Raw genomic sequence first — 12455 nt, 5'->3', positions numbered from 1 at the left:
TTTTTCCTACCCCGCTGCCTTGGCCAGCCCCTTCGACAATTGCAGCGCGCCGTTGAGCCGCGCCTTGGGATCGGCCCAGACGCGCGTCACCACCAGCTTGCTGTCCGGCCGCAGCTTCGCGACCCCATCGAGCCGCGCGATCCAGGCGAGCAGGCCGTCCACATTGGGCGGCTTGTCGTCGTGGAAGCTGACGAGGGCGCCGCGCGGGCCGATGTCGATCTTCGACACACAGGCCTTCTTCGCGTTGAGCTTGATCTCCATGAGTCGAATGAGGTTCTCGGTCGGATCGGGCAGGGGGCCGAACCGGTCGATCAGTTCGGCCGCGAAGGCCTCGACGGCGTTGGATTCGTCCAGGTCGTTGAGGCGCCGGTACAGGCCCATGCGCAGATCGAGATCCGGCACATATTCCTCGGGAATGAGGATCGGCGCATCGACCGTGATCTGCGGCGAGAAGTCGCGCGGCCGGGCAAGTGCGCCGCCGGCCCGAGCTTCCATGATCGCCTCCTCCAGCATCGACTGATAGAGTTCGTAGCCGACTTCCTTGATGTGCCCCGACTGCTCGTCGCCAAGCAGGTTGCCGGCGCCGCGGATGTCGAGATCGTGGCTGGCGAGCTGGAAGCCGGCGCCGAGGCTGTCGAGATCGCTCAGGACCTTCAAGCGCTTTTCCGCCGTCTCGGTGACGATGCGGTCGGCCGGCGTGGTGAGATAGGCATAGGCTCGGGTCTTCGCCCGGCCGACGCGGCCGCGCAGCTGGTAGAGCTGGGCGAGGCCGAAGCGATCGGCGCGGTGGATGATCATGGTGTTGGCGCTCGGAATATCGAGGCCGGATTCGACGATCGTGGTCGAGATCAGCACCTCGAACTTCTTGTCGTAGAAGGCCGACATCCGCTCCTCGACCTCGGTCGGGGACATCTGGCCATGTGCGGTGACGGCGCGGACTTCGGGCACATGCTCGCGCATGAAGGCCTCGATATCCGGCACATCGGCGACGCGCGGGGTGACGAAGAAGCTCTGGCCGCCGCGATAATGTTCGCGCAGCAGCGCCTCGCGCAGCACGACCGGATCCCACGGCATGATATAGGTGCGAACCGCGAGGCGATCGACCGGCGGGGTCTGGATCACCGACAGCTCGCGCAGGCCCGACATCGCCATCTGCAGCGTGCGCGGGATCGGCGTGGCGGTGAGGGTGAGGACATGGACGTCAGTCTTGAGTGCCTTCAGCCGCTCCTTGTGCGTGACGCCGAAGCGCTGCTCCTCGTCGACGATCACGAGGCCGAGGCGCTTGAACGCGACCGATTTCGCGAGGATCGCATGCGTGCCGATGATCACGTCGATCGTGCCGTTCTCCAGACCCTCGCGTGTCGCCTTTGCTTCGGCGGCAGGCACGAGGCGGGAGAGGCGGCCGACATTCAGCGGAAAGCCCTCGAAGCGCGCAGTGAAGTTCTGGAAATGCTGGCGGGCGAGCAGGGTGGTCGGGCACACCACCGCAACCTGCAGGCCCGACATGGCGGCGGCGAAGGCAGCGCGCAGCGCGACCTCGGTCTTGCCGAAGCCGACATCGCCGACGACCAGCCGGTCCATCGGCGTGCCGGTGGCGAGATCGCCGAGCACGTCGTTGATCGCGCGGTCCTGGTCTTCGGTTTCCTCATAGGGGAAACGATCGACGAAGCTGGCATAGCCGCCCTGATCGGGCTCGATCACATCGGCCGGGCGGAGCGCGCGTTCGGCGGCGGTCGCGATGAGCTCGCCGGCGATCTCGCGGATCCGCTCCTTCATGCGGCTCTTGCGGCGCTGCCACGCTTCGCCGCCGAGCCTGTCGAGGCTCGCGCCCTCGCTGTCCGAGCCGTAACGCGACAGGACTTCGAGATTTTCGACCGGGACGAAGAGCTTGTCGCCACCGGCATAGGTCAGCGCGACGCAGTCGTGCGGGCTCTGGCCGACCGGGATCGAGGTCAGCCCTTCATAGCGGCCGATGCCGTGATCGACATGGACCACCAGGTCGCCCGGGGTGAGCATCGCCAGTTCGGCGAGGAAGGCGTCGGCCGACTTCTTGCGCTTCTGACGGCGCACGAGCCGGTCGCCGAGCATGTCCTGCTCGGTAAGCAGGGCGACGTCAGGCGTGGTGAAGCCGTGATCGAGCGGCAGGACGATGAGGGCAATTCCCTTGTCCGCAGCCCCCAGCGCTTCCTGCCATGTATCGACCTTGTTCCCGGCCTTCAGGCCATGGTCCGCAAGCAGCGAAGACAATCGCTCGCGCGCGCCGATCGAGTAGCTCGCCAGGATCGGCTTGCGGCCATCGCGGCGGAGCGTCGCGATGTGATGGACGACGGCCTCATAGACATTCGCGCCGCTCGATCGCTCCGCACCGAAATCGCGCGGGCCATCGACGTTGAAGTCGAGGACGGTGGCGCTTTCCGGCTCGTGGAACTGGGTGGTGAGATGGGCCGGGGTTTCCTGCAACCGCTCGGCGAAGTCCTTCGCCGTAAGATACAGCGCATCTGGCGGAAGTGGCCGATAGCTGCCGGGATCGCTCGACTGGGCTTTCACACGGTTGGCGTGATAATCCGTGATCGCCTCGAAACGCTGCTCCGCCGCACCGAGCACGCCCGCATCGCGCACCACTACTGCGCCGTCACCGAGATGATCGAACAGGGTCGCCATCTTCTCCTCGAACAGCGGCAGCCAATGCTCCATGCCGGCGAGGCGACGGCCGTCGCTGATTGCCTGGTAAAGCGGATCACCGGTCGCGGTGGCGCCGAAACGCTCGCGGTACCGGCTGCGGAAGCGCTTGATGCTGTCCTCGTCGAGCAGGGTTTCCGAGGCCGGGAGCAGGGTGAAGCCGTCGATGCGGCCAGTGGTGCGCTGATCGGCCGGATCGAAGGTGCGGACCGATTCGATCTCGTCGCCGAAGAAATCCAGGCGCAACGCCTGTTCCGCGCCCGACGGGAACAGATCGACCAGGCCGCCGCGCACGGCGAACTCGCCCGAATCGGCCACCGTCTCGACCCGGACATAGCCATTGGCCTGAAGCTGCGCGGCGACGCGGTCACGGCCGATGCGCTCCTTCGGGGCAAGCGTGGCGACGAGCTGGCGGATGCGGAAGGGCGTGAGGGTGCGCTGCGCGGCGGCGTTGGCGGTGGTGATCAGCAGCTGCGGGCCTTTGACCGGCTGCTGCAGGCGGTGGAGCGTTGCCATCCGCTCGGCCATGACGTTCAGCGTCGGCGAGGCGCGGTCATAGGGGAGGCAATCCCAGGCGGGAAAGGTCAGGACCTCCAGCTCGGGCGCAAAGACGGCGGCGGTCGCGGCGATCGCGCGCATCGCCGCCTCGTCCGGCGCGATGAACACGGCACGGGTTTTCGCCGCGCGGGCGAGATCGGCGAGCAGCCATGGCTCGAACCCGGTCGGCACGCCGGCGAGGGTGAGGGGCGTCTTGGCCGAGAGGATCTTGTTCAGGTCGGGCATTGGTTCTCAACATGCTTGCCGTCATGCCGGACTTGTTCCGGCATCCACCCTGGTCTCGAAGCAAAAGGCTTCTGTTCCTGCGGATCAGTGGACCCCGGAACAAGTCCGGGGTGACGAAGAAACTAATTCAGCGAGAAATCGGTACGTAGTTCAGCACCCGCATTGCTTCGAGGATCGAGCCCTCGAAACGCGCCGGGCATATGTCGGTGCCGATCGCCCAGGCCATGATGTCGACATCCTGTTCCTCGAGCAGCTCCTCGAACAGGTCCATCTCTGCGCTGCTCCAGCTCTCGCCGGCCGCGTCGAAGAAGCCCCCGATCAACAGATCGGCTTCCTTGGTGCCGCGATGCCAGGCGCGAAAGCGCAGGCGTTTCAGGCGAATGTCGCGGTCCATCTTTTTCCAACGGCGATTGGCCGGCGGCGCTTGGAGCAACCGTCGGCTGGGACTAGGTAGGGCCCAGATAGTCATGCGGCCCGATATCCTCAATCCATTGTTCGCCGAGATAACGGCGCTGAAGGGCGTCGGCCCGGGGCTGGCGAAGCCCCTGGACAAGCTCGGCCTGCACCGCGTGCTCGATATGGCGTTCCATCTGCCGACCGGCTGGATCGACCGGGTGCCGCGCGACGAGCTCGATATGGCCGATGCCGGGCGGACGATCGCGATCACGCTGACCGCGGTCGAGCATCGTTCGGGCAATGGCCGCGGTCCGGCGCGGGTGCGCGCGGTCGATGCCAAGGGCAATCATGTCAGCCTGGTCTATTTCGGAGGCCATCCCGGCTGGGCGAAGAAATTGCTGCCGACCGGCGAGCCGCGCCGCGTGTCGGGCCGGCTGGAGATGTACGGGCAGGAATTGCAGATGGTCCACCCGGACTATGTGCTCCCGCTCGACGAAGCGCCGGAGGTGGGCGAGCGCGAGGCGATCTATCCGCTGTCGGAGGGCATCACCTCGCGGCGGATGGGCCAGCTCACCGCACAGGCAGTGGAGCGGGCGCCCGACCTGCCGGAATGGATCGAGCCGGGATTGCTCGCCAAGCATGGCTGGCCCTCCTGGCGCGAGGCGCTGGCACGCGTTCATGCCGATCCGTCCGACGCCAAGGCCAAGGAGCGGCTCGCTTATGACGAGCTGTTCGCCAATCAGCTTGCGCTGATGCTGGTGCGGCAATCATCCAGGGCGCGGCGGGGCAGGGCGCTGGCCGGGGACGGGCGGCTGCGCGATGCGCTGAAGCTGCCCTACAGCCTGACCGGCGCGCAGACACGGACAGTGCGCGAGATCGAGGGCGACCTGGCACAGGCGCAGCCGATGCTACGGCTGCTGCAGGGGGATGTGGGCTCCGGCAAGACGCTCGTCGCGGCGATGGCGTTGCTGATCGCCGTCGAGGCAGGCGCGCAGGGCGCCTTGCTGGCGCCGACCGAGATCCTTGCGCGGCAGCATTATGACACGCTGCGGCGGCAGCTCGGCGGGCTGCCGATCGAGATCGCCGTGCTGACCGGCCGCGACAAGGGCCGGGTGCGCGAGGCGACGCTGATGGGGCTCGCCTCCGGCGCGATCCACATCCTGATTGGAACTCACGCGATCTTCCAGGAGGCGGTCAACTACAAGGATCTCGCACTGGTGGTGGTGGACGAACAGCACCGCTTCGGCGTCGCGCAGCGCATGATGCTGCAGGCCAAGGCGGACAAGCCGCCGCATCTGCTGGCGATGACCGCGACGCCGATCCCGCGCACCCTGACGCTCGCCAATTATGGCGAGATGGATGTGAGCCAGCTGGACGAGATGCCGCCGGGCCGCCAGCCGATCGAGACGCGGGTGATTTCGGAGGACCGGCTGCCCGAGGTGGTCGATGCGCTGGCGCGGCATCTGTCCGACGGCGGACAGGCTTATTGGGTGTGCCCGCTGGTCGAGGAGAGCGAAAAGAGCGACCTCGCCGCCGCTGAAGCGCGGGCGGAGACGCTGCGGGCGCGGTTCGGCGATCGGGTCGGGCTGGTGCATGGCCGGATGAAGGGGCCGGAAAAGGACGCCGTGATGGCTGACTTCGCCGCTGCGCGGACCGGCGTGCTGGTCGCGACGACCGTGATCGAGGTCGGTGTCGACGTGCCCAACGCCACGCTGATCGTGATCGAGCATGCCGACCGGTTCGGGCTCGCGCAGCTGCACCAGTTGCGCGGACGGGTCGGCCGCGGGACCGGACGATCGATCTGCCTGCTGATCCGCGGCAGTCAGCTCGGCGAGACCTCACGGGCGCGGCTGGCGCTGATGCGCGAGACCAATGACGGGTTCCGCATCGCCGAGGAGGATTTGCGGCTGCGCGGCGCGGGCGAACTGCTCGGGACGAAGCAATCGGGCGAGGCCGGGTTCAGGCTGGCGACGGCGGAGACGCTGATGGCGTTGCTGCCCGCCGCGACCGACGACGCGCGCCTGCTGATCGATCGCGACGGCGGACTTGAAGGGGTACGCGGCCAGGCGGCGCGGACGGCCCTGTACCTGTTCGAACGCGACGCTGGCGTTGCTTTACTGCGATCGGGCTGAGGGCGCCGAAGCGAACGTCACGACGCGATTGAAGCCGGGCCATTCCCGCTGACGGTCGGGCGCCAGTTTCGAGGCTTGCCATGGGGTCTTGCCGAGCTGGGCGATGTCCTCGAACTGCCCGAGCAGGGTAAAGCGATCGAACGCGAACGGAATGCCCTCGGCACCGAGCAGCGAATTGCCGTCGGCGAGGTGGAAATGGAGATGCGGCCCGGTGGTGTCGCCGGTGAAGCCGAGCGCGCCGATCGGCTCGCCGCGATGCACCCGTTGGCCCAAGCGGGCCTTGATGCTGCCCGGCTGGAGATGTTCGTAAAAGGCGACCTGTCCGCCGGGGAGGCGCAGGGCGATATAATTGCCGGCGCCCTCGCCGAGCGGGTGATCCGGATTACGCGAGATCAACGCACTCTCGGGTACATCGTCGCGCAGCCCGACGATGGTGCCGTCCGCGACTGCGAGCACGGTCGCGCCATAGCCCAGCGCATCGCGGGTGCTGTCCGGATCCCCAGTGGTGATGCGGCCCTCAGGGTCCAGCTTGACGAAATCGATCGCGTAACGGCCGGGAATGCGGACGCGCCCATCGATGGTGTAAGTGACGCGCCGATGCCCGCGCGGCCAGGAAGGATTATGGACCGCTGCCCACGGCCCGCCGGCCAGTGGCGGCCCCAGGACAACGGGCCGGGTCGCCGGGACGGTCAGGCGCGCTCCAGCCAGATGGAGCACCGCGTCGCTGTCGCGGGCGCGATAGTCGATGTGGTGGACGAGGGCGCCCGGTGTCGGCCCGTCGATCTCGACATAGAGAATGGCGCGCTGTCCCGGCGGGATCGGGCCTTTGCCGCCCGACACCAGCGCCAGCCGTCGATCGAGCGCGTCACCGGCGAAGCTGGCGACGATCATGCCATCCCTGGGATCGGCGATGCTGATCTGCCGGACCGTCAGCGCTTCAGTGCTGAAATTGGTGAGATGAAGCTCATAGCTGATCTGGTGCCTGCCCTCGACCGGCACCCTCATGGGAAGCTGCGGTACGGTCAGATCGAACGATTCCCGCAGTTGCGCCGCGGCTGGTGCCGTCAGGGCCAATAGCAGGCAAAGGATCGAGCGCTTCATCGGGCGAGGCTCGCACGCCTTGAGCCGGCGCTCAACCGCCGCGGTTCAGCGCCCGCGCAGCATCACCGCGAGCAGATCGTAATAATTTGCCAGGTCGATCGTCTCGTCGAGTTCGCAGCCGATCCGTCCCCCAAGCAACCAGCGGATCTCGGCACCCACGGTCCCGACGATCGGCAGGGTCACCGTCAGGCGGTCGCCGACCTGATAGGGCACATCGCACCGTGCCATGAGCCCGAGCGCGGAGATGTTGACGATCAGCAGATTGACGGTGCGACCATCCGGGCCGATCGCGCGCGTGCGAAAATGCACTTCGTCGCGCGGCGCGGAGCGCTGGTCGACAGGCATCGCACTACCGAATGCTGACATGATTCACTCCCTGGGAGCGGCCAGTGTGGCGCAAAGGCGTGAATTCAGTCGCAACGAATATGTTTAACGGCCGCTGCGGAACGTGAATTTACGGCTTTAGCCGGCAACGAGGATTCCGTGATGCTTCTTGCCCGCGGCGATACGGATCGGAGTCGCGCCGACGGGAATCGTCAGGGCCTCATCCGTTACCTTGTCAGTCCCGACCCGGGCGCCGCCGCCCTTGATCAGGCGCCGGGCCTCACCTTTCGAGGCGCACAGGCCGAGGGCAACCAGCGCATCGACGATGCCGATCTCACCACCCGCGACTGCGAAGGTCGGCAGGGAATCCCCGGCCGCGCCTTCCTCGAAGGTGCGGCGCGCGGTCTCGGCCGCTTCGGTGGCCGCTTCGGCACCGCGGCACATTGCGGTCGCGGCGTCGGCTAGCACCTTCTTGGCCTCGTTGATCTCGGCGCCCTGCAGCGCTTCGAGCCGGACGATCTCGTCGAGCGGCAGATCGGTGAACAGCCGGAGGAACCGCCCGACGTCACGATCGTCCGTGTTCCGCCAGAACTGCCAGTAATCATAATGCGGCAGCTGATCCTCATGTAACCACACCGCGCCCGACATGGTCTTGCCCATCTTGCCGCCATCGGCCGTGGTGATCAGCGGCGTGGTGATGCCGTACACCTCAGTCGAATCGACCCGGCGCGACAGCTCGATGCCGTTGACGATATTGCCCCATTGATCCGATCCGCCCATCTGCAGCCGGCAGCCGGCGCGGCGCGACAGCTCCAGGAAATCATAGGCCTGGAGGATCATGTAGTTGAATTCGAGGAAGCTCAGCGATTGCTCGCGATCGAGCCGCAGCTTGACCGAATCGAAGCTCAGCATGCGGTTGACCGAGAAATGCTGGCCGATGTCGCGCAGGAAAGGGATATATTCGAGCGCGTCGAGCCACTCGGCATTGTCGAGCATGATCGCGTCGGACGGGCCGTCCCCGAAGGTCAGGAAGCGTTCGAAGATGCGGCGGATCGACGCGACATTGGTCGCGATGCCGTCTTCGGTGAGCAGCTTGCGCGCTTCGTCCTTGAAGCTGGGATCGCCGATCTTGCCGGTGCCGCCGCCCATCAGGACGATCGGCTTGTGCCCGGCCTGCTGAAGGCGACGCAGGAGCATGATCTGCACGAGGCTGCCGACATGCAGCGATGGCGCGGTCGGATCGAAGCCGATATAGCCCGGCACGACCTGCCTGTTCGCCAGCGCATCGAGGCCGGCGGCGTCGGTGAGCTGATGGATATAGCCGCGCGTCGAGAGCAGGCGGAGGAGATCGGAAGCATAGTCGGTCATGATGCGGCGGCGCTTAGCATCGGTGCCGCGTCGCCGCCAGCACGACGGCGAGATCAGGCATAGGCGGCGTTGAGCATGTCGAGCGACTCACGATGCGTCAGATCGAGATGGAGCGGCGTAACCGCGACATAGCCGTCCGCGACCGCTTCGAGATCGGTCGAATGGGCGGGCGTCTCGATCGTCGGCCCGAGCGCGAACCAGTGATATTCATAGCCGCGCGGATCGAGGTTGGTGACGATCTTCAGCCGCCCATAATCGCGCAGGCCCTGATTGGCGACGCGGATGCCTTTTACCGCATCGGCCGGGCCGGCCGGGAAGTTGACGTTGACCAGCGTGCGCGGCGCGAGCGGCGCATCGATCAGCGGGCGCAGCGCGCGCTCGCCCCAGGCAGCGGCGGCCTCGAACGGCACGGTGTCGCCCATGCCCTCGCGCGAATAGACCTGGCTCAGCGCGATCGAGCGCACGCCCGCCAGCGCGCCCTCCATCGCGGCCGAGACGGTGCCGGAATAGGTGACGTCCTCAGCCAGATTGGCGCCGCGGTTGACGCCCGACAGGATCAGGTCGGGCGGCGAATCCTTCATGATCCGGGCCAGCGCCATCATCACCGCGTCGGTCGGCGTGCCCGCGACCGCGAAGCGGCGATCGGAGAAGCGGCGGACGCGGATCGGGCGCGAGAGAGTGAGGGAATGGCCGGCGCCGGACTGTTCCTCGGCCGGCGCGACGACCCAGATATCGTCGGAAAACGCCGCGGCGATGGTCTCCAGCACCTTCAGGCCAGGCGCGTGATAGCCATCGTCATTGGTGATGAGGATGCGCATCAGATCGGTTCCAGTCGGTTCAGGCCGCGCAGGTAGGGCTGGAGCGCATCCGGGATCGCGACCGATCCATCCTCCTGCTGGTAATTCTCCAGCACGGCGACCAGCGTGCGGCCGACCGCGAGGCCGGAGCCGTTGAGCGTGTGCACGAACCGCGTGTTCTTCTCGCCCTCGGGCCGGTAGCGCGCGTTCATGCGGCGCGCCTGGAAATCGGTGCAGGTCGAGCAACTGGAGATCTCACGGTAGCGATCCTGCCCGGGCAGCCACACTTCGAGATCATAGGTGCGCGCCGCGGTGAAGCCCATATCGCCGCTGCACAGCTTCATGCGGCGGAAGGGCAGGCCGAGCGCGTCGAGAATGCCCTCGGCGCAGGCCGTCATCCGCTCATGTTCGGCCTCGGACTGATCGGGCGCGACGATCGAGACCATCTCGACCTTTTCGAACTGATGCTGGCGGATGAAGCCGCGGGTATCGCGACCGGCCGCGCCGGCTTCGGACCGGAAACAGGCAGTGAGCGCGGTAAAGCGCAGCGGCAATTCGCCCTCGCTCAGGATCTTCTCGCGGACGATGTTGGTCAGGCTGACCTCGGCGGTGGGGATCAGCCAGCGGCCGTCGGTGGTGCGGAACAGGTCCTCGGCGAATTTCGGCAGCTGGCCGGTACCGAACAGCGCTTCGTCACGAACGAGCAGCGGCGGGGCGACCTCCTCATAACCATGCTCGCCAGCCAGCGTGTCGAGCATGAACTGGCCAAGTGCACGGTGCAGCCGCGCGGCGGCGCCACGGACGAGCGTGAAGCGTGCGCCGGAGATCGCGGCGCCGGTTTCGAAATCGAGGCCGAGCGCCGGGCCGAATACATCATGCTCCTTCGGCGCGAAGGCGAAGGAGCGCGGCGTGCCGCGGCTGTGGACGAGTGCGTTGTCATCTTCGTCGGCGCCGTCGGGCACGTCTGGGTAGGGCAGGTTCGGGAGCGCGGCGAGCTGGTTCATCAGCTCCTCGCCGAGCACCTTCTCCTCGGCCTCGATCGCGGGCAGGCGCTCCTTGAGCGCGGCGACTTCGGCCATCAAGGTGGCGGCGGTCGCCTCGTCCTTCGATGCCTTGGCCGCGCCGATGGCCTTAGAGGCTTCGTTGCGGCGAGCTTGTCCGGCCTGAGCGTCAGTGATCAGCGCGCGGCGGCGTTCGTCGAGCGCGACCAGCGCCTCGGCCATCGGGGCGACTCCCCGACGGGCGAGCGCTGTGTCGAAGGCGGCCGGATTGTCCCGGATGGAGCGGATATCATGCATGCCGGTGGCTATGGCGAGGGCTCCGCGCGCACGCAACCCGTCGCGCTGCCGGCGCGTTACCCTTCGCGACACCATTGCCGAGAGGACGATCCACCATGAAGATCCCCCACAACGCCGCTGTGCTCGTCGCGGATGGCCGCAAGATGCTGTTCCTGCGCAACGAAGGCGACGCGGTGCATCCCAATCTGGTGGTTGAGCATGCCGAGGAGCAGGCCAATCCGAAGGACAGCGACCAGAAAACGGACGCGCCGGGCCTGTCCTATTCGAGTGTGGGCGGTGGCCGGAGCACGATGGACGAAGTGGATTTCCATCAGCTGGGCGAAGATCGCTTCGCCGCCGATGCGGCCGATCTGCTCAAGCGCCGCGCGCTGTCGAACGATTTCGAATCGCTCGTCGTGGTCGCGCCGCCGCGCACGCTGGGAGAATTGCGCAAACATTATCACAAGGAAGTCAGCGCCCGGCTAACCGGCGAAATCGACAAGGACCTGACGAATCACCCGATTGCGGAGATCGAAGCGGCAATAGCGGCCGCCTGAATCTAAAAAATCCGCCTTTTCCCTAGCGTCGTGAACGGCCTTGCGCGGCTCGCATCCATGCGGACCGGCACCCTCTTCACGGCCAGGGATGGTTCACCAAATCGCAATCCATAGTCAGCTAGCGCGGAACCGGGCAGTTTCAGCGCGCGGTTGCTTGTGGTGCCCGAGCGGCATGGCTATAGGCCCGCTCGGGTAGATCGGCGGTGAAAGGTGCTCGCAGAGCGCCGTGCAGCCGGCGGGAGAGTGGGATGGCGACGGTCTTGAATCGATTGGACGAATCCGAAAAGTTTCAGCCGCCTGTAGGCGATGTGGGGGATGGCTACCGGCCGAGCGCCGAAGAGCCGTTCATGAATCCACGCCAGCAGGCATATTTTCGCGACAAGCTGCAGGCCTGGAAGGAAGCGATCCTGCGCGAGGCGGCGGGTACGCTGTCGCAGCTGCAGGTCGATTCGCTGCGAGAGGCCGATCTCACCGATCGCGCTTCAAGTGAAACGGACTGGTCGATCGAGCTGCGCACGCGCGACCGGCAACGCAAGCTGATCTCCAAGATCGATGCGGCGATGCGGCGAATCGAGGAAGGCGAGTACGGCTATTGCGAAGTAACCGGCGAACCGATCTCGCTCGCGCGGCTTGAGGCGCGTCCGATCGCGACGATGACGGTCGAAGCGCAGGAGCGCCACGAGCGGCAGGAAAAAGTTTCTCGCGAAGATTGATTGGCTGGTTTCGTCCCCGGGCTGATCAGGTGCCCGAGTCGCGGCGAGATCAGATGATCGGCGGAGATGGTGATATAGCGCTGACTGCGGCAAGACCCCGCGCGGGTGTAACCCGCGCGAGGCGGTGCCTCACAAGGACGACATTTCCTCTTTTACGCGTAGTTTCTGCTTCTTGAGCGCCGCTAGCGCAACGGTATCGGGTAAGGGCCGGTGCAACTCGGCGCTGATCTTTCGATCGAGCACTGCATGCTTGGCCTCAAGGGCCGAAAAATGCGCGGTTTGCATGGAAGCGTTCCTCCTACATTGCTGGGCGGGGTAGGGAGTAGAA

General features: G+C 66.4%; 11 protein-coding genes. 3 read left to right on the top strand and 8 right to left on the bottom strand.

Going from position 1 to position 12455, the window contains the following annotated elements; translation table 11 throughout:
- Nucleotides 1-6 precede the first annotated feature (6 nt).
- Both mfd and U1769_RS17780 read right to left on the bottom strand, forming a co-directional pair.
- Nucleotides 7-3462: a transcription-repair coupling factor gene (gene mfd, locus U1769_RS17785; protein WP_332718652.1), complete on the bottom strand. Its 3456-nt coding sequence runs from the start codon at nucleotides 3460-3462 to the stop codon at nucleotides 7-9.
- Between the two features lie 127 nt (nucleotides 3463-3589).
- Complete coding sequence (locus tag U1769_RS17780) at nucleotides 3590-3856, bottom strand: FAD assembly factor SdhE (RefSeq protein WP_332718650.1); 267 nt, start codon at nucleotides 3854-3856, stop codon at nucleotides 3590-3592.
- 73 nt (nucleotides 3857-3929) lie between these two features.
- On the opposite strand from U1769_RS17780, the gene recG reads away from it, so the two are divergent.
- Complete coding sequence (recG, locus tag U1769_RS17775; protein WP_332718648.1) at nucleotides 3930-5990, top strand: ATP-dependent DNA helicase RecG; 2061 nt, start codon at nucleotides 3930-3932, stop codon at nucleotides 5988-5990.
- On the opposite strand, the gene U1769_RS17770 is transcribed toward recG, so the two are convergent.
- From U1769_RS17770 to serS, 5 genes are all read right to left on the bottom strand, one after another.
- Complete coding sequence (locus tag U1769_RS17770; RefSeq protein ID WP_332718646.1) at nucleotides 5973-7091, bottom strand: M23 family metallopeptidase; 1119 nt, start codon at nucleotides 7089-7091, stop codon at nucleotides 5973-5975. The genes recG and U1769_RS17770 overlap by 18 nt on opposite strands.
- Nucleotides 7092-7136: 45 nt before the next feature.
- Nucleotides 7137-7457 carry a PilZ domain-containing protein gene (locus tag U1769_RS17765; protein WP_332718644.1) on the bottom strand — a complete coding sequence of 107 codons (321 nt, stop codon included), beginning with the start codon at nucleotides 7455-7457 and terminating at the stop codon, nucleotides 7137-7139.
- A gap of 96 nt (nucleotides 7458-7553) precedes the next feature.
- Nucleotides 7554-8783 carry a tyrosine--tRNA ligase gene (gene tyrS, locus U1769_RS17760; protein ID WP_332718642.1) on the bottom strand — a complete coding sequence of 410 codons (1230 nt, stop codon included), beginning with the start codon at nucleotides 8781-8783 and terminating at the stop codon, nucleotides 7554-7556.
- A gap of 53 nt (nucleotides 8784-8836) precedes the next feature.
- Entirely contained in the window at nucleotides 8837-9601 is a 765-nt protein-coding gene (gene surE, locus U1769_RS17755; RefSeq protein WP_332718640.1) for a 5'/3'-nucleotidase SurE, read from the bottom strand.
- Nucleotides 9601-10878, bottom strand: a complete 1278-nt coding sequence (gene serS / locus U1769_RS17750; RefSeq protein WP_332718638.1) for a serine--tRNA ligase — start codon at nucleotides 10876-10878, stop codon at nucleotides 9601-9603. The genes surE and serS overlap by 1 nt, the downstream gene beginning before the upstream one ends.
- A gap of 95 nt (nucleotides 10879-10973) precedes the next feature.
- Here serS and U1769_RS17745 point away from each other — a divergent pair, with 95 nt between their 5' ends.
- Complete coding sequence (locus tag U1769_RS17745) at nucleotides 10974-11414, top strand: host attachment family protein (protein ID WP_332718635.1); 441 nt, start codon at nucleotides 10974-10976, stop codon at nucleotides 11412-11414.
- Nucleotides 11415-11662: 248 nt separating this feature from the next.
- Nucleotides 11663-12127 carry an RNA polymerase-binding protein DksA gene (gene dksA, locus U1769_RS17740; protein WP_332718633.1) on the top strand — a complete coding sequence of 155 codons (465 nt, stop codon included), beginning with the start codon at nucleotides 11663-11665 and terminating at the stop codon, nucleotides 12125-12127.
- Between the two features lie 129 nt (nucleotides 12128-12256).
- On the opposite strand, the gene U1769_RS17735 is transcribed toward dksA, so the two are convergent.
- Nucleotides 12257-12412 (bottom strand): YdcH family protein, encoded by a 156-nt coding sequence (locus tag U1769_RS17735; protein WP_332718631.1) that lies wholly within the window; start codon nucleotides 12410-12412, stop codon nucleotides 12257-12259.
- Nucleotides 12413-12455 lie beyond the last annotated feature (43 nt).

It is taken from the genome of Parasphingomonas zepuensis (assembly GCF_036663735.1).
GTDB lineage: Bacteria > Pseudomonadota > Alphaproteobacteria > Sphingomonadales > Sphingomonadaceae > Sphingomonas.
Note: the sequence above shows the minus strand (reverse complement) of the source record. Positions and strands in the feature narration are given on the sequence as shown.